20 protein-coding genes, 1 pseudogene and 1 riboswitch are annotated in these 16,578 nt (G+C 64.4%); of the genes and pseudogenes, 5 read left to right on the plus strand and 16 right to left on the minus strand.

All coding sequences use genetic code 11. The annotated features are described in order from the left end of the window. Positions 1-558: 558 nt before the first annotated feature. From V5279_RS26875 to V5279_RS26890, 4 genes are all read right to left on the minus strand, one after another. Positions 559-978, minus strand: a complete 420-nt coding sequence (locus V5279_RS26875) for a CBS domain-containing protein (RefSeq protein ID WP_338689633.1) — start codon at positions 976-978, stop codon at positions 559-561. Positions 979-1,101: 123 nt separating this feature from the next. After that, positions 1,102-1,572, minus strand: coding sequence for a YbaK/EbsC family protein (locus tag V5279_RS26880; RefSeq protein ID WP_338689635.1), 471 nt, complete (start codon positions 1,570-1,572; stop codon positions 1,102-1,104). Positions 1,573-1,692: 120 nt separating this feature from the next. Then, a complete protein-coding gene (locus V5279_RS26885) occupies positions 1,693-2,511 on the minus strand; it encodes a pentapeptide repeat-containing protein (RefSeq protein WP_338689637.1) in 819 nt (272 codons plus the stop codon). Positions 2,512-2,810: 299 nt separating this feature from the next. Further along, positions 2,811-3,668 (minus strand): LysR family transcriptional regulator, encoded by an 858-nt coding sequence (locus V5279_RS26890; RefSeq protein WP_414645838.1) that lies wholly within the window; start codon positions 3,666-3,668, stop codon positions 2,811-2,813. A gap of 126 nt (positions 3,669-3,794) precedes the next feature. Here V5279_RS26890 and V5279_RS26895 point away from each other — a divergent pair, with 126 nt between their 5' ends. Both V5279_RS26895 and V5279_RS26900 read left to right on the plus strand, forming a co-directional pair. After that, entirely contained in the window at positions 3,795-4,856 is a 1,062-nt protein-coding gene (locus V5279_RS26895) for an alkene reductase (RefSeq protein ID WP_338689639.1), read from the plus strand. Between the two features lie 29 nt (positions 4,857-4,885). Beyond that, a complete protein-coding gene (locus V5279_RS26900) occupies positions 4,886-5,473 on the plus strand; it encodes an isochorismatase family protein (protein ID WP_338701395.1) in 588 nt (195 codons plus the stop codon). A gap of 85 nt (positions 5,474-5,558) precedes the next feature. On the opposite strand, the gene V5279_RS26905 is transcribed toward V5279_RS26900, so the two are convergent. Then, positions 5,559-6,569, minus strand: a complete 1,011-nt coding sequence (locus V5279_RS26905; protein WP_338689641.1) for a helix-turn-helix domain-containing protein — start codon at positions 6,567-6,569, stop codon at positions 5,559-5,561. A gap of 151 nt (positions 6,570-6,720) precedes the next feature. On the opposite strand from V5279_RS26905, the gene V5279_RS26910 reads away from it, so the two are divergent. Continuing rightward, a complete protein-coding gene (locus V5279_RS26910; protein ID WP_338689643.1) occupies positions 6,721-7,866 on the plus strand; it encodes an alkane 1-monooxygenase in 1,146 nt (381 codons plus the stop codon). Positions 7,867-7,929: 63 nt separating this feature from the next. Here the strand turns inward: V5279_RS26910 and V5279_RS26915 are convergent, their stop codons facing one another. Further along, positions 7,930-8,355, minus strand: coding sequence for an L-dopachrome tautomerase-related protein (locus V5279_RS26915; RefSeq protein WP_338689645.1), 426 nt, complete (start codon positions 8,353-8,355; stop codon positions 7,930-7,932). 184 nt (positions 8,356-8,539) lie between these two features. After that, positions 8,540-9,022 (minus strand): annotated as a pseudogene (locus V5279_RS47105) (L-dopachrome tautomerase-related protein); the annotation flags it as partial. A 180-nt stretch (positions 9,023-9,202) separates the two neighbouring features. Here V5279_RS47105 and V5279_RS26925 point away from each other — a divergent pair. Both V5279_RS26925 and V5279_RS26930 read left to right on the plus strand, forming a co-directional pair. Beyond that, positions 9,203-9,595, plus strand: a complete 393-nt coding sequence (locus tag V5279_RS26925) for a helix-turn-helix domain-containing protein (protein ID WP_338689649.1) — start codon at positions 9,203-9,205, stop codon at positions 9,593-9,595. Between the two features lie 13 nt (positions 9,596-9,608). Next, complete coding sequence (locus V5279_RS26930) at positions 9,609-10,271, plus strand: hypothetical protein (RefSeq protein WP_166297256.1); 663 nt, start codon at positions 9,609-9,611, stop codon at positions 10,269-10,271. Positions 10,272-10,283: 12 nt separating this feature from the next. Here V5279_RS26930 and V5279_RS26935 read toward each other — a convergent pair whose 3' ends face one another. The 9 genes from V5279_RS26935 to V5279_RS26975 all read right to left on the minus strand — a co-directional run bounded on the left by V5279_RS26935 (position 10,284) and on the right by V5279_RS26975 (position 16,409). Next, on the minus strand, positions 10,284-11,060 hold the full coding sequence (locus V5279_RS26935) for a hypothetical protein (protein ID WP_166297258.1): 777 nt from the start codon (positions 11,058-11,060) through the stop codon (positions 10,284-10,286). A gap of 196 nt (positions 11,061-11,256) precedes the next feature. Continuing rightward, positions 11,257-11,628, minus strand: a complete 372-nt coding sequence (locus V5279_RS26940; RefSeq protein WP_166297260.1) for a hypothetical protein — start codon at positions 11,626-11,628, stop codon at positions 11,257-11,259. A gap of 146 nt (positions 11,629-11,774) precedes the next feature. Further along, on the minus strand, positions 11,775-12,068 hold the full coding sequence (locus V5279_RS26945; protein WP_166306974.1) for a hypothetical protein: 294 nt from the start codon (positions 12,066-12,068) through the stop codon (positions 11,775-11,777). 229 nt (positions 12,069-12,297) lie between these two features. Beyond that, positions 12,298-12,720 (minus strand): zinc-ribbon domain containing protein, encoded by a 423-nt coding sequence (locus V5279_RS26950; RefSeq protein WP_166297262.1) that lies wholly within the window; start codon positions 12,718-12,720, stop codon positions 12,298-12,300. Positions 12,721-12,760: 40 nt separating this feature from the next. Next, the gene (locus tag V5279_RS26955; RefSeq protein ID WP_338689656.1) at positions 12,761-13,891 is read right to left on the minus strand and encodes a serine hydrolase; all 1,131 of its coding nucleotides are present in this window, start codon (positions 13,889-13,891) and stop codon (positions 12,761-12,763) included. 25 nt (positions 13,892-13,916) lie between these two features. Next, complete coding sequence (locus V5279_RS26960; RefSeq protein ID WP_338689658.1) at positions 13,917-14,489, minus strand: DUF1700 domain-containing protein; 573 nt, start codon at positions 14,487-14,489, stop codon at positions 13,917-13,919. After that, complete coding sequence (locus tag V5279_RS26965; protein WP_029081693.1) at positions 14,486-14,815, minus strand: PadR family transcriptional regulator; 330 nt, start codon at positions 14,813-14,815, stop codon at positions 14,486-14,488. Before V5279_RS26965 ends, V5279_RS26960 begins: the two co-directional genes overlap by 4 nt. A 127-nt stretch (positions 14,816-14,942) precedes the next feature. Next, on the minus strand, positions 14,943-15,395 hold the full coding sequence (locus tag V5279_RS26970; protein ID WP_338689662.1) for a MaoC/PaaZ C-terminal domain-containing protein: 453 nt from the start codon (positions 15,393-15,395) through the stop codon (positions 14,943-14,945). A gap of 150 nt (positions 15,396-15,545) precedes the next feature. Beyond that, entirely contained in the window at positions 15,546-16,409 is an 864-nt protein-coding gene (locus tag V5279_RS26975; protein WP_338689664.1) for a bifunctional 5,10-methylenetetrahydrofolate dehydrogenase/5,10-methenyltetrahydrofolate cyclohydrolase, read from the minus strand. A gap of 15 nt (positions 16,410-16,424) precedes the next feature. After that, a riboswitch (ZMP/ZTP riboswitch) is annotated at positions 16,425-16,504 on the minus strand. Between the last annotated feature and the right edge of the window lie 74 nt (positions 16,505-16,578).

A 16,578-nucleotide genomic window follows, 5' to 3' on the forward strand; every position in this document is an offset into this window, starting at 1 on the left:
AAGCCGGTCACAAGCTGCTCGGCCAACCGCAGCACCGCCCAGCGCGTCCTCTCTATACTCGGGCATCATTAGACGCCGCGCCGTCAGGACGTCCCGGTTTGTGCAAAGGTTTTGAACGGCAAATAGCCGTCCATGCGATGGCCGCGTGCGGCAAGGTCGGCTGGGTTGATACCCGTTTGGCATGGGGCGAAGTGGTTGATTTCGCCAAAGGCGTCACTGGTTGATAGTCCGCTTAACTCACGCAGACTGCTGCCTGATGTCACGATCTGAACGCATCGATCGCGTGAGCGAGGAGGATGCCAACACTCACAATGAAAAGTATGGAAATCGCTGCGTCAAACATAATGGGCATAGCAAAACGGGCCGTCGGCGATCAGTCAAAAGAAATTCCATCGGCATGAATGTATCGCTCGACAGTTGATGCGTCGGTGCAACAGGGATCGGCTTCTCCCGCAGCAACCGGAAGTATTGAGCACGCTCTAGATTCATCGTGACGTTCTGTCGTGCGACCACGGTGCCGGCCGATCTGCCGGTCGTTTCCGGCAGACCGGCCTCGCCTCAATGATGAGCCGACACGCCCTTCATGCATTGGGACACGAGATCGGCACCGGCGAAGTGGCCGACATCGCCCAGGCTGATCATGCCGACCATCCGTTTGCTCTTGTTGATGACGGGCAGCCGGCGGACCTTCAGGGTCTCCATGTGATGCACCGCCTTTGCCAGATCGTCGTCTTCCCGGCAGCAGTGGATGCCTTCGGTCATCACATCCCGCGCGGTGGCGCGCGCCGGGTTGAAGTCCTTGCTCGTAACACCTTTGCAGACGATATCGCGATCCGTCACCATCCCGATCAGGCGATCGTCTCGTCCAATCGGAATACAGCCGACGTCGTGCCCTTGCATCAATTTTGCGATTTCGGCGATCGGGGTATCGGGGCTCACCCAATCGACGCCCTTGTGCATCACGTCCTTGACCTTCATGGAGGACCTCCCTTGCAAGGCAGCAGCCCCCTCGCCTGCAACTATACAGCAGATCGGGCGTGACCGCATGTGGGCCGCGCCTTGATCAGGGCGCACCGACAGTTGGTCCCGCCATCTAGCGCGTCAGTCGTGCGCGCTGATGCGGCCGCGCAGTGCGTTAGCGGTCAGGCGTGCGAATTGCGCACGACCGAGATGCAGCAGCGTCTCATGATCGCCGGCTTCAATGTAGACGTCGGGCTGCATCTCGATGCTGTCATCGACGATCACGTCAAGCCCGTAACAGATGCCGGCGGCTGGAACCGCCCCGTGCGCGCAGTCGGCGAACAGACGATCGATCTCGCTTTCAGCGGCCATGGCGATATCGTCGCCGAATCTCGCCCTCAGATCCTCAAGCCTGAGGTGATGTGAGGCCGGCAGCACGGCGAGCATGTAGCCGCCGTCGCGACGCAACACGATCGCCTTGGCCAGGCGATCGCCTGAGACGTGACATGCCTGGGCGCTATGGGTGGACGACATCGTGAGCACGTGCGGGATTTCGTCGTACGCGATGGTTTCGGCAGCAAGATATTTGTGCAGTGTGGGAGAAATGGTCATGACGTCACCTCCGGTGCGACATGCAACCCTCCACCGTGGTCCTGCCCGCCGCACGATGAGCGGTAGCGTGGTTCTCAACGCAGAGCATAAGTCGAGTTGCTGGGCACTGCAATTCGCCTGCTAATTTGGGCGCCGCGCCAGGTTCAAGTTCCGGGCCTTGTCCAGATTCCGGCTATCGGCCAGCGCCGCCGCGCCCGGCAGAAGGGCCGACGCAAGGTCGGTCTCGGTGAAATCGGCGCCGGCGAGATTGGCGTCGGACAAGTCGGCTCCCACGAGGTTAGCGCGGCTGAGGTTGCAATTTGCCAGATTGGCGTTCTGCAGCTTCGCGAATTCGAGATCGGCGCGAGAGAGATTGGCGCCCCTCAGATCCGCATCCCGCAGATCGGCGGAATTGAGCACACCGCGCATCAGGCCCATCGATTGGTTGCGCATATCAGCGCTCAAATCGGCGCCCGCAAGTTTGGCCCCGATCAGGCTGGCGCCGGAAAGATCGGCGGTGATGCGAGCGCCGCTCAAATCGGCGCCGCCAAGCCTGGCGCGTTGCATCTGGGTGCCGAGCAGCGATGCCCTGACGAGGGACGCCCCGGTCAAATCTGCGTCGATCAGCCAGGCCTGGTTCAGGATGGCCCCGTCGAAGCGCGCGCCTTTCAGGCTGGCGCGGTTGAGTTTGACGAGGCGAAGATTGCCGCCGGAGAAGTCGAGCCCCGAGAGATCGAGGCGCGACAGCCGCTTTCCCTCCAAATCTGCCGTGCGTCGGTCCGCCGGCTGTCGACGTGCCGCCTCGAGAAGCGTGTCGACCTCGGCGCGCGTCATCTCCGACGTCGTCATGTCGGGACTGTTGAGGTCGACATCGCGCAGCATGTCCTGCGCGACGGCGTCAATCGGATCAACCAGCAGCGCCGCCATCGCTACAAAAGCAAATGCGAGACGAAACAGCATCGCTGTCTCCGCTTTCCGGCCTTCAGAGTATGAAACCGGATCATGATCCTGGCAATGCTCGTGACCGCGACCGCCGCGTCATTGTGCCACGGCTGAAGCAATACTGCCCATCTTCATCGGCCGAGGCGCGCCACTTCCGAATCTGCGATTTCATGCGGGGCGCTCCGCTCGGTTTCTACGGCGGAGTTTCATAATCATAAGAGCGGTGGGGTTCGGCGACCCGCGGCGTTCGCATCGGCACATTGCTCTTCGGCGACGAAGCCCGCGATGGCAAGCAAGCGCCGCCTCACGTCGATGGATCAAGTCCGGTTCAGGCACTCGCTCAAGAACTCGATAAAGCGCTGGGTTTTCGCTGGCAGCAAACGCGTCTCGGTGACGGCGTGCACGGAGATTGGCGCAGCCTGCCATTGCGGCAGCACCCGGCGCAGCCGTCCATCCTTCAAATCCTCGGCGACGATGGCTTCCGCCAGCATGGCAATGCCCAAATCCAGGCCCGCCATGCGCCGCATCATGCCGATGCTGTTGAGCCGGAATCGGCCGCCGGCGGCGACTTCCACCGTTTGCGCTCCGCGGTGCAGGGTCCAGGCGTCGCCTCTCGGGAAGCAGAGGCACTGATGCTCTTCCAAGTCGGCGGGTCCGCTCGGTTCTCCAGAGCGTTCGAGATAGCGCGGCGAGGCGTATAGATAGCGCGGAAGCTCGGCGAGCTTGCGCGCGATCAGGGTCGAATCCGGCAACTCGCCCATGCGGATCGCCACATCAAACGGCTCGGCCACCAGATCGACTCGCCGCGGCGTAAGGTCGAATTCGAAGCTGATCCCGGGATAGCGGTGGGAGAACTCCGCCAACTCGGGCGCAAGAAAGGTCGTGGCGAAATCCACGGGCAGAGAAACGCGCAAGACTCCGTTCGGCTGGGCAAGCATCTCGCCGAGTTGCTCGTGTGCGAGTCGCGCCTCATCGACGATGCGCCTGCAACGCTCGAAATAGATCTGGCCTGCTTCGGTCAGTTCAATCTTGCGTGTCGTGCGGTGCAGAAGCCGCAACCCGATCGCCTTCTCGAGGCTGCTGATCCGCCGTGACAAAGTGGAGTTGGGCACGTCGACCGTTTGGGCCGCCCGGCGGTAGCTCCGGGCTTTCACAACCTCAACAAACAGCGCCATGTCATTTAGTAGTTCCAAGTTGATCATTGCTCCATAAATGGATCAATTATTTCAGCTTTATCATATTTATCCCGAAAATGAATAGCCCATCTTCCCTCTCATCAACTCTTGAGAGGGAATTCACCCATGAATCAACTGTTCTCATCCGTTCGCGTTGGCCGCTACATGCTGCCCAATCGGCTAGCGATGGCGCCAATGACCCGATCCCGAGCGGATGCGGCGGGCGTGCCGGGCGATCTGGCCGCCCGATACTACGCCCAGCGCGCCGGCGTCGGCCTGATCGTCACCGAAGGCACCCAGCCTTCGGACGATGGACAGGGCTATCTCACCACGCCGGGCATCTATAGCGACGCGCGTACTGACGGCTGGAAGAAGGTCACCTCGGCCGTGCACGACGCGGGCGGCCACATCTTCATCCAGCTCATGCACGCCGGGCGCATGTCGCATCCCGACAACACGCCGCATCATCGTCAGGGCGTAGCACCGTCAGCGATAGCGCCGGGGGCGCCGATGTTCACCGCGAAGGGCATGCAGGACATCCCCGCGCCGCGCGCCCTGACCACCGTGGAAGTGCGCCAGACCGTTCAGGATTTCCGCACCTCGGCGGGTCGCGCCATCGAGGCCGGCGCCGACGGTGTCGAGATCCACGGCGCGAACGCCTATCTGCTCCATCAGTTCTTGGCGCCGAGCGCCAACACGCGCACCGATCAATATGGTGGGTTGGTCGAAAACCGCGCACGCTTCGCCATCGAGGTTGCCACCGCGATTACTGAAGAGATCGGCGCGGACCGGACGGCGATCCGCCTGTCTCCCGGGACGACGATGTGGGGCATCGACGAAGGCGCTGAGGGGCCGGATCTCTACCGCTATCTGGTCGCTGAACTCGACAAGCTCGGCCTCGCCTATCTGCACATCATGCACCAGGGCAACGACCCGCTTCTGAGCGACATCCGTAAGCTCTGGAAGCAGCCGCTGGTCCTGAACCGGCCGGGTCGCCCGCGCGACCGGATCGGCTCCGACGTGGCTTCGGGGCTGGCCGATCTGGAAGCCTACGGTCAGATGGTCTTGGCCAATCCGGATTTTGTTGCGCGGCTGAAGGCCAATGCGCCGATGAACGATGCCGACCGCAACACCTTCTTTGGCGGCGCCGCGCAGGGCTACGTCGATTACCCCGCCTTGAGCGCCTGAGGTTCGCGATCGTCAAAAGGAGAAGCATGATGGATTACGAACGATTCAATGCCGCCAATGCCGCGATGCTGCTGATCGACCATCAGGTCGGCACCATGAGCTGGGTGCACTCCATCCCGTTCGAGGAGATGAAACGCAATGCGCTGATGTTGGCCGACACCGCCCGCATCCTGAAGCTGCCGGTCGTGTTGACCTCGAGCATGGAGGAATATGCGCAGGGGCCGTTGCTGAGCGAGTTGCAATCCATCCTGTCGGCCGCGTTCACTGCTCGCATCAAGCGCGTCGGCATCGTCAACGCCATGGACGACGAGAACTTCGCTGCGGCCGTCAGGGCTACCGGGCGCAACAAACTCATCATCGCAGGTGTCACCAACGATGTGTGCACGGTCTTCCCGGCGCTGAGTCTCGTCCGTGATGGTTACGAGGTCCAGGTCGTGGCCGACGCCGGCGGCTCGCCAAGCAAAATGGCCGACGATATCGCGCTGCGGCGAATGGAAAAGGGCGGCGCCACGCTGACCAGCACCAACCAAGTGATCGCCGAGCTTGCAGGAAACTGGACCACGCCGGAAGGCAGCCAGATTGTGCAGGAGGTCGTGATGAAAGCCCTGCAGTCGTGAAAACGCCGAACGCCTCCGGCGCAGTCGGAGGCGTTCCCATACCCGGCGACGAAAACGACGCGATCTGCGCGCACGCGCCGATCCGCTAGCCCCGCACGCCTCTCGCCGCAAACCAGCGCCGGCACGCCCGGCTAAAGCTCGTCGCATCGGTGTAGCCGAGCGCGGCGGCCATCTCGTCGCGGGATTGGGTGCCTGCCGCGAGCATCACCCTCGCGCGCTCGCGCAGCACGGCGTCGAGCAGCGGGCGGAAGGCGCCGCCACCTTCCGCCAGTCGCCGCACCAGCGTCCGCCGCGAGGTGCCGACCAGACGCGCGGCCTCCTCCTCGCCGAGCCGCTGCGGCAGGCGCGACGCAATCAGGTTCTCCACGATCCGTGTCAGCGCCTCACTGTCGGAGCGCGGCTTCTCGATCGCCTCCAAGGCTTCGATCGCCTTGGCGTGCAATTCCGGATCGGCAAACGGCGACGGTCGCGCGCATAACTCTTTCGGCACATCGAACAGGAAGGCGGCCGCGTTGAACTTCACCGCGCAGGAATAATGCGGCACGAGCCGCTCGGCGTCCGCAGGCGGGGCCCAGGGAAATTGCAGCGTCGCCTGCCCGATCGCATCCTCGAGCAGCTGCGTGTACACCGCGTGCACGTTGAGGCTGACCGCCAGCGCCACGGCGTGCCACAGCGCGTCATCCATCGCCACCGCGGGAGAAATTTCGATCTGGATCGCGCGCGCGGTGCGGCGCAGCCGGTTGCGGATGAAGGGCGCGCGGGTCGATCCGAAGCGGGCGCCGGTGATCAAGGCATCCTCGATGGTCGGTGCCGTCCGGGTCGCGACGTCGAGCGCGCCCTGCAGCGATGTCGACCAGACCGAAGCAGCCGACAACGGCCACAGCTCGCCATGCCGGCGGGTGATGTTGGCGGCCAGCACCACCAGCGCGGACACCGGCATGTGCGCGCCCGGCTGGTCGAGCGCCTCAAGCTGGATCCCCGTGCCCTTCAGCAGTTCGTCGCGCTCGCCGCGCGTCTTGCCAAAGGCGCGGACCAGCGCCCGCGCATAGCTCACGGTGACCGGCGCGCGGAGGGCATCCGAATCCGATCGCTGCATGGTGTCGGCGGCCTCCCCCGGCTGTCTGACGTTTGGCGCAAAATGCCACAAATTTGGCCTGTTGTGAACTGGCGGCGCAGGCCCGCCTCGCGGCATGCTCAGGCTAACAACGGCGAATGCCGACGCGACGAGAGATGCTGGAGGGAATGCGATGATCTTCGAAGGCAAGAATGATGCTGGCGACCCGATCTTTTATCGGGACGGCAAACGCTATCTGTGGATGCTGTCGTTCATCCCGCCGCTGATCCCGCTATTGTCCTACTGGCTGTTCCTGCGGACGCACAATCCGCTGGTGACGCTGATCCCCTTCGTCTTCATCTTCATCCTGATCCCGCTGCTCGATGTCCTGTTCGGCGAAGACAGCCACAATCCGCCGGCGGAAGTGGTCACCGCGATGGAGGCCGATCCGTATTATCTGCGGCTCGCGCGCTTCACCGTGGTATTTCCCTGGGTCAACTACGTCGCCCTGATCGCCTTCTTCGGCACCCAAGAGCTGCCATGGTGGTCCTACGTCGCGCTGCTGCTCGGCGTCGGCACCATCAATGGCGGTGCACTGCTGATCGGGCATGAGCTCGGCCACAAGCCGGACAGGCTCAACATCCTGTTCGGCACGCTCGCCAACTGTGCGGTGGGATACGCCCACTTCCGCGTCGAGCACAATCGCGGCCACCACACCTGGGTTGCGACCCCCGAAGACCCCGCCAGCGCGCGGTTCGGTGAATCGATCTATGCGTTCGCGCTGCGCGAATTGCCCGGCGCCTTCAAGCGCGGCTGGCGCAATGAAGCCGAGCGGCTGACTAGGCGCGGCGAGCCGGTCTGGTCGGTCAACAATGAGATCCTGCAGGGCTTTGCGCTGACATTCGTGGTCGCGGCTATTCTGATTGCGCTGTTCGGCTGGAAGGTGGCGCCGTTCATCGTCGCGCATCATTTCCTCGGCTGGTATGCGCTGACCCAGGCCAACTATGTCGAACACTACGGGCTGTTGCGCGAAAAACTGCCGAACGGCCGCTACCAGGCGGTCGAGCCGCGCCACTCCTGGAACACCAACCACATCGTCTCGAACCTGATGACGTTCCATCTGCAACGTCATTCCGACCATCACGCCAACCCGATGCGGCCCTACCAGTCGCTGCGCGATTTCGACGACATCCCGCGGCTGCCGAACGGCTACACCGGTATGTTCGGGCTCGCTGCGATCCCGCCGCTCTGGTTCCGCGTGATGGACCCGAAGACGCTGGCCTGGGCCGGCGGCGACAGGAGCAAGCTCAATCTGCGCGACCGGCCGGCGAGTTCGTGATTGCAATTGTCGCCCGGCCTGCAAAACAGGCCGGGCGTCGTCGTCAACACGCTGCGCCAGCACTCATCGCGAGACGTAGCCGGCCGCGAGCGGCTTGAAGCGATAAATCAGATACGGAGCCTTGTTCTCGCCCTTGCCGCCGTGAAACATCGCGGCCGCGGAGATCTGCGACGCCGATACGTACATGTAGCCGTCCGCGGACGCCGTGATTCCGTCGGGCCAGACCATCTCGGCGTCGCTCAGATAGGTGCGATATTTGCGATCGGCCCCGATGACGCCGACCGACTTGCTCTCGACTGCGGTGAGATAGAGATTGCCGGCATAGTCGATCGAGAGCCCGCCATTGTTCGGCTTGTCTGAATAGCGCTCGACCCTGGCGCTGAGCTCGGATGGCGTCAGCTTCTCGTCGTTGAGATCGGCGACCCGTACGCGGTAGATCGAGCGCCCGCTGAGCGGCGCGAAGTAGACCCATTCCGACCTGACATCCATGGTGATGCCGTCGCAGCCGACCTTGATTGATGGATGGCTTGCCGTCCTTGCCCGACACCGTGAGATCCTTGCCGTCCACCGTGATCGGCAGGTCTTCGGGGATCGTGGAACGGTCTCCGTCAAGCACGCGCCTGGCGCGCCCGGTGTCCATGTCGATGATGATGATCGCGGCATGCGATCCATCGCCGCCCGGGCCGATATTCTCGTCGGCGATGTAGAATTTGCGATGCTTCTGGTCGATCACGATGTCCTGCGGCTGCGACCCCGTCCGCGTCACGGGATCCGGCATGTAATAGATGCGCTCGAGCCGGTCGCTGCGCGTATTCCATCCGACCAGTTTTGGCGTGATGTTGGTGCGGAATCCCATGTCGATGATCCAGACCACGCCATTCTCGTCCGAGCGGAGCCCGAGCACGTTGTCGAGATACTGGTCGGTGCCCTTCCGCGGCGTATTCCACTCCGCGCTTGGAAACGGCTGGAATGTCGTCGGCGCCGTCAGCTTCGCGACCCTGATCTCCGGACTGAAGAACGGGTGATGGCTGAAGATCAGCTGGTTGTCCGGCGTGATGGCGATGTTGCCGACCGACTCGGGCAACCGCGCCACGATCTCGGCACGGACCGCCGGCTCGTCCGCACGCGCAGCCGATAGCAATACGTTCGCCGTCATCGCGGCGATCAACAAAATCCCTCGCTTCACGCGGGTCCCCTCCCTGTTGCCGTTGATGTGTCGTTGCGCGCCGGGCCGGCCTTGATCGGCAAGGTTCGGCTTTGCGGGACCAACGTTGCGCGCTAAGTTGGGCGCTGACAATTACGCACAGGAATGTCCGGTAGTATCAGGGAGTGAACCATGAAGGGGCGCGATGCGAAGAGCTATGATTGTGCGGCCGGCTGCCCCGTCGAGGCGACGCTCGATCTGATCGACGGCAAGTGGAAGGCCGTGATCCTCTATCACCTGCTCGGCGATACCATCCGCTTCAGCGAACTCGGGCGGCGGCTGTCGCGGATTTCACAGCGCATGCTGACGCGGCAGCTTCGCGAGCTGGAGACCGCTGACCTGATTCACCGCGAGATCTATCCGGAGGTGCCGCCGCGCGTCGAGTATTCGCTGACGGCGCGCGGGCGTTCGCTCGAACCCGTGATCCGCTCGCTGTGGAGCTGGGGCAACGCCTATCTCGAGGAGCGACGCGCTGCGCCGCGCGCGCTCAACGGGGCGTCAGCCTCGGCACAACGCGCCGGGTAGAGCGGAGCAGCGCATGCCGCGGACGAACCTGCTCAACTGGGCGGTCCGGCGCCTGGTGATCTGGCTGCTCGTGCTCGGCGGCGGCTATCTCTTGGTGTTCGGCGGATCGTCGACGTCAAAACCGATCCGCAAGAAGATTTCGATCGAGGTGGCGACACCATCCGGCACGGCACGCGGCGCCTCCGTGATCGAGATGGTCCACTCGCATGCACCATGGTGGTACCCGGCCGCGGTGAAGGGCGCGGCCTCCGAGCGGGGCGAAGCGCCCTACGCCGATCTTGGCGGCAGGCGCTATGTGTTCGTCACCATCAACAACCAGCTCGACGAAAGGCCGATCTCGGGAAGCCTGCTGCCGGAATCGATACAGGCCGATGGCAGCTTTCAACCGAACAGGACGCCGATGATCGTGACCTTTGGCGATATCGAGGATCCGAACACGATCCGGAAGCTCGAGCCCGGCGCATTCGAGCGGGCGTTCGGATCGGGCTATCGTCTGGTGAGCCTGACCGCGACCGATACGCAGGATCCGCCCACCAACGGAACACTGGCGCAGAACTTTCCGGTGTTACATCGACAGCTATCGATGCCGGCCCGGCAGCGCGTCCCGCAGCCCTATCAGCGCGGCGACCTCCGAGCGATCAACTGGCGCGCCTTCGAGACGCCGCCAACACCGTGAGTCCTGTGCAGTCTACGCTGACCGCCGCTTCATCGCGCCGATGCCGAGGAATGAACCGCCGACGGACGGATATTGGCTGGTGAATTCGAACGTATCGAAGATCGGCGCCTCGAACTCCTTGAGCGCCGTCCAGAGCAGCGTCGTATCCGGACAGGCCTGGGAGTGGACGTCGTGATGCACGATGATCCTGGCATGGGCGCGGACCAGCAGATGGTCCAGCATCGCGCCGCGCAGGCTGTGATCGCCGTCGATAAAGACGAAGTCCGGCTTCACCCGATCGACATAGGCGCTGACGACCGGCGCGGTGGAGAAGGCCTGAAGATAGACCGGCTCGATCTCCGCGCGCTCGCGCAGCAGCTCGAAATAGGTCGTGATGAACGGCGTCGGATCGATCGGATCGAGCGCGATCACGGTCTTGAGGTCGGCACCGCTGTTCCGGAGCCACTCCGCAACCAGGATGAACATGCCGCCCCATCGGCAGCCGATCTCCATATACGATGAGACGCCGGACGCATTGCGTGCGAGCCAGGCCAGATACGGCGCGAGCTGGCTCGGATACTGCCAGAGGTGCAGGCCCTTGCCGAAGCTCGCCGACAATTCCGGCGGCTGTTCGCGCAGCAGCTCGTCGTTGAGGCCGAGCGCGGGGATGAACTCCCGCTCGAGGAATGCCACGTCGGTACGCTCTGCTGCGCTCAGTCCGGCGATCGCATCGACTGCCTCACCGACGGAATCGGAGAGATCGGCAAAACGCCGATATCGGTCGGCTTGAGCCTGCGGGACGTTGAGCATCGGCACCATCAACTCGGACGGAAGGGCAAGAGGAGACCGCAGCTGATGCGCCCCCGATGGTTGAACGGCGAGCGCGTCCGTCTCGGGCGCAAAATCTTGTGCTCGGCGCAAATATTCCGCCTGGCGTCCCGTGCATCTACGGGAAACCCGCCAACCCACATTCGGGTCGCGCCGGGCGCGCAGCCACGCAGCGCCTTCAACTGCTCGGGATCTTGCGCCGCACCGCCTCCACGCCGGCGTCGGTGACGCGATATCTCCGCCCCACCTCCGGGATAATCCAGCCCTTGTCGATCATTCCGGCTAGCGTGCTCGGGCCGACGCCCGCGGGAAACGGCCGGCGATGTTTGATCGCGTCGATCGCGACCCGCTCGAGATGGGTGGCGACATGAGACGGGCGGGCGCGAAACGCCTTGGCGATGATGAGAACCGACAGGACCTCGGCGCGCCGGCGCACCGCCGACGCGCTGCGGGTTAGTTCGTTGCTGATCTCGAGAGCATTCTTGCCGGCCCCGGCGAGCTCACGGAGCTTCTCGTCCTCGTCCGAGCTCCAGCGCCGCACGATCCCCATCTGCCCCTCACCGCCTGGATACCCACCTCACGCAGATGCATACGCAGGCGGCGCTGATTTGCCATGTGACTTTCGGCACCTCTTGCAGTGATGTTGGTGACTGTCACCATCAAGAGGCCCGATCGCCGTGCCGCGCGCTGCGGCGCTCAATGCTTGCTGGGTTCGAGCGTGATGAGCACGCCGGTCGGCTCGGGCTCGTGAGGCCGAAGCGACGTCAGCTCCGGATCGCTCCACTCGGCGAGACTCACGACCTCGCCCGTCTGCCCCGGCATGTCCGAGGTCTGCGCCGGCTCGAGCACCTTGAGTCCGCTGGTATCGACGAAGAATGTGTGCTCGCCGAAAACGCTGTTCAGTTGCGCCACCGCCGGATGATCATCCGGCAGCACCTGGGCATTCAGTTGCGTCATGGTCTGCTTGACTTGCGTGGCATTAAGCTTCATCCGCTGCTCCTTCTTGTTGGTTCCGGCCTTGACCGGCTTCCCTGGCTGGCTTCCTTGGTAGTTTCCTTGGCTGGCTTCCTCCCCGCTCACGCCCCTCGTTCGGGGGCTTCGAAGTCTCGAACCGATCAGGCAACGAAACGTTCCGCGCGCGCGACGCATTGACCGCGGGCGTGCTGGTTCCATGTCCATCGATGCGAGAGTTGCAACTTGTCCGCGCGCAGCGTGCCCCTTACGAGGCGGGAGACTTCTTCCTCGCGAGCCCTTCGAGATGCACGCGGCGCGCGGCGGTCTTGCGTGCGCGCTCCCTGGTGCGGCAGGCCCGGCAGCGCACGGCCGTGGTGAACACGTCGCCCTTGGCGGTCTCGTACCACCATTTCTGCTGCAACGGAGTCCACACCTCGGCAACGCCGCAGTCCTTGCAGACGAACGGCTCCGGTCGATAGGTACCGCGCTCGACGAAATCTGGGATCGAATAGCTGTTCGACGGCGCCAGCTCGCTCGTCACCACCGGAACTTCGCCGCGCGCCAGCGCAATCTTGTATTCGCGGAGACGGCGCTGCTCGGCGGCGCGTTGCGCCTGCAAGCGGCGCCATTCCTCTGCCTTGCGCTGCTTGGCGTCGATCTCCCCGCGCTTCTGCTTGCTGCTCTTCACGGCCACCGTCCAAGCCAATGCCTTGCGGCGCAGTGCCGGCCTAAATGCCGGGCAGCACCACCTCATCGATGATGGCATCATTGATGCGCCGCTGTTCGGCCGCCGGCTTGTCATAATTGCCGCAGTATTGCGCGACGACAAGGTCGAGTGCGGGGAATACATAGAGGCGCTGACCGCCCCAGCCGATGCCGGCGGCCCAGCGTTCGGGATGCGGCAATACTGCAGCGAAGGACGCGCCGAGATACCATTGGTAGCCGTAGCGGCCGCCATTCTCCATCACGACCGCCGGCGCCAGCACGCGCGTCAGCCAGTCGCGCGGCACGATCTGCCGGCCGCCCCACGCGCCGCCTGCGCGCACGAGTTCGCCGATCTTCAGGAGGTCGCGCGGCAACAGGCGCAGGCCCGAGGCCGCGCGATACTGGCCGTCGCCCACTCCCTTCGCCCAGTCCACAGGGCCAAATCCCAACGGATCGAACAGGACGCGGCGGCAATAGGCGAGCAAGTCCTCGCCAGTGCCGTTCGAGATCAGGCGCCCCAGGATCGCGGTCGCGCCGCCGCAATAGGTCCATTTGGTGCCGGGCTCGGCAACAATCGGCCGCTCCAGGATGAAGCGGAAGCGATCGGGCGCCGCCTCCATCGCGATCTCCGAGTTGCGCAGGTCGTCGCCATAGGGAACGGTGAGCTCGTCCCATTCGAGCCCGAGCGTCATCGACAGCACGTGATGGATGGCGATGCGGTCGCGGCCCGCCTCGCGCGCGAGATCGGCATATTGCGGAAACTGGTCGTACAGCTTCGCCTCCGGCGGCGGCACCTTGCCGGCGGCAAGCGCAATGCCATAGGCAAGACCGATCACGCTCTTCGAGACCGAACGCAGGTCGTGTGGCACGTCAGGGCCGAACACGACGTTGGCGAGCGGCCCGCGGCCTTCGGCCTCATCGTCACCCCTGCCGTAGTGCTCGAACACCAGCCTGCCGCCCCGGCTTACCAGCAGCGCATGCAGGCCGCTGATCCTGCCGGCGCTCTCGGCCTGCGTCAGGCGACGGGCGATCTCCTCGGCCGTCGGTTGCGCTGACGCGACCCGCGGCGCGATCAGGCTCGCGCCAAGCCCGGCCAGGACGCTGCGGCGATCGAGCTTTATCGTTGGATTGAGATTCTGCGGCATGTGCATCATCGCCATCCTCCTGATGCCGGCATCGTCAGCCGGCGTGCTGTTCGGGTTTGAGCAATTGGTAATGCAGGCGCGCATAGCTGCCGAGCTTGCCGACTGCCGCGTTGACGGCGAACAGCAGCAGCATCGCAATTCCGGCGCTGGCGGAGATCAGGCCGATGCCCGCCACCGCGCGCATCACCAGCTTGGCGATCGACGCGACGGCGGCGAGCTTGAAGACGCTGACCAAGAGCCCGATCCCTACGATACCAAGCACGAACATCACAAGGCCGAGGACCAGCACGGTGAGCAGCGCCGCGAACAGCAGCGGCAGCAGGAAGAAAATGTCGACCGCGGCAAGCCCGCCGAGCGCCAGCAGCGCTGAAGCCGAATTGCGCAGGCTGTGGTCATCCTCCCAGCGCCGCAGGCCGGTCTCGGCGCGCAGCTCACGCGCCAGCCGCGAGGGATCGCCGAGCGCGGCCGCGACGTCTTCTTCGCTGCGTCCCGCCGCAAGGCCCTCGTCGAAATAGGCGCTGTAATCGTCGAGGATGTCCTCGGCCTCGCGCTCCGGAAGGCCGGCCAATCCGTCGGAGAGACGTCGCAGGAAGGCCGCCCGGTTCATTTGCGCTCTCCGAGCAGCTGATCGACCGCGTCCGTGAACGCCTGCCATTCGCGCTTCTGGGCGGTGAGTGCCGCGCGTCCCGCCGGCGTCAGCCGGTAATATTTCCGCGGCGGACCGCTGCTCGACTCGACGAGGCGCGTATCGACCAGCCCGTCATCCTGCATGCGGCGCATCAGGGGGTAGATCGTGCCCTCACCCATGCCGATGCGTGAAGCGAGCGTGCTCGCGATCTCATAGGCATAGCTTTCGCCACGGGCCAGCAGCGCCAGCACGCACATCTCGAGCGCTCCCTTCTTGAGCTGAACCTGGATCGTCGATTCCGCCATCGAACTCCTGCGGGTGTTGGGAGCTATATATAACAAGATACCATGTAATGCAAGGTACCTGTCCGAGCAACATGCTTCAGGCCCGATGATCACGGCTACGGCCCCCGATCAGCGATCAATTCGGACGCTACGCCCGCTCCTTCGCGGCCGGCCGCATGTGAATCAGCGCATCGAGCACGACGACGAGGACGGGACGCTGCTCGTCGTTGACCAGCTCCGTCCTGAAGATCACGACGGCGTCGCGCCGCTCCGGCCTGATGGTGATTCTCTGGATCTGCGACTGGCCGGTCAGCGTGGCTCCCGGGCGGACCGGACTGGGCAATCGAATCTCCAGGCTCCGCCCGACTATGCCCGCCACCTTGCCCCAGATCGCCTCGACGACGAGGCGCTGATAGATCGCAATGGTGTTGAAGCCGCTTGCGATCAAGCCGCCGAACGGACCCGCCGCAGCCGCAGTGGGATCGGTGTGGATCGGCACGAGGTCATACTTGCCGGCGAACGCCAGGATCTCGGCCTCGCCGATCGTGTAGCTGCCGAGCTCAAACGTCTGGCCTTCGGTGAGATCTTCCGCATACAGCATCGCGCACCTCCGCTTTCCGGCACGACGATAGACGATCGCTGCGGGCATTCCATGACCTCTGACGTCATGAACTTCGCGCACGCGACGCCGGATGCGAAGACGTGACGCGAGCGGTATCGGCCGCTCGCGCAACGCGGCGCATATGCCGCGCTATTGCAGCCGTGCCGCCCTCGCCTTGGCGGCCTTCAGGGTGTTCTCCATCAGGCAGGCGATCGTCATCGGGCCGACGCCGCGCGGCACCGGCGTGATCGCACCGGCGATTTGCACCGCCTCGTCGAAGGAGACATCGCCGCACACCGTGTAGCCGCCGTCCGGCTTCTCGACGCGCGTGGTGCCGACGTCGATGACGATGGCCTGCGGCTTGATCCAGTCGCCGCGCACGAGGCCAGCCTTCCCCACCGCACTGACCAGGATATCGGCCTGTCGGCAGATCTGGCTGATGCCGCGGGTGTGGATGTGGGTCTGCGTCACGGTCGCCTGCTCCTGCAGCAGCAGCGCGGCCATCGGCTTGCCGACGATGTTGGAGCTGCCGATCACCACGGCATGCGCACCGGTGAGATCAGGCCGGATCGATTTGATCAGGCGGAGACAGCCGAGCGGCGTGCATGGCACCAGCGCATCGTCGCCGTGAAACAGCCGGCCTGCGTTCAGGGCATGCAGGCCGTCGACATCCTTGGCGGGATCGACCGCCGCCATCACGCGCAAGGCGTCGACATGGGCCGGCAGCGGCAGCTGGACGAGGATGCCGTCGATATCGTCACGCGCGTTGAGCGCCTCGATCCTGGCCAGCAGATCGGCCTCGCTGGCGTCATCAGGCAGGCGTTCGACCTCGCCGCGCAGGCCGAGCCGTTCGGCCATCCTGACCTTGCTCTGCACGTAGACCTGGCTCGCCGGGTCACAGCCAACCAGCACGACCGCCAGCCCCGGTGCGCGAGGCAGCCGGTCCAGTTCGCTTGCAACCTGATCGATGACAATTTGGGCATGTGCATGCCCATCGAGAATATTCGCCGTCATGGGACCTCCGTTTCGAAGCGGTGCCCAGGCGCGCGGCGTTCAGTCTCTGCGCTCCCCGATGGTGGTCCATCCAAGCGCCAGTCGCGCAGATGGCGTGGTCATAGCCGCCCGGCCTGCCAAAGGCAATGGCAGACCGCGCAAGCGCAGCGTGCGCGACAACTTGCGGTCT

It is taken from the genome of Bradyrhizobium sp. 26S5 (genome assembly GCF_036923295.1).
GTDB classification, from domain to species: domain Bacteria; phylum Pseudomonadota; class Alphaproteobacteria; order Rhizobiales; family Xanthobacteraceae; genus Bradyrhizobium; species Bradyrhizobium septentrionale.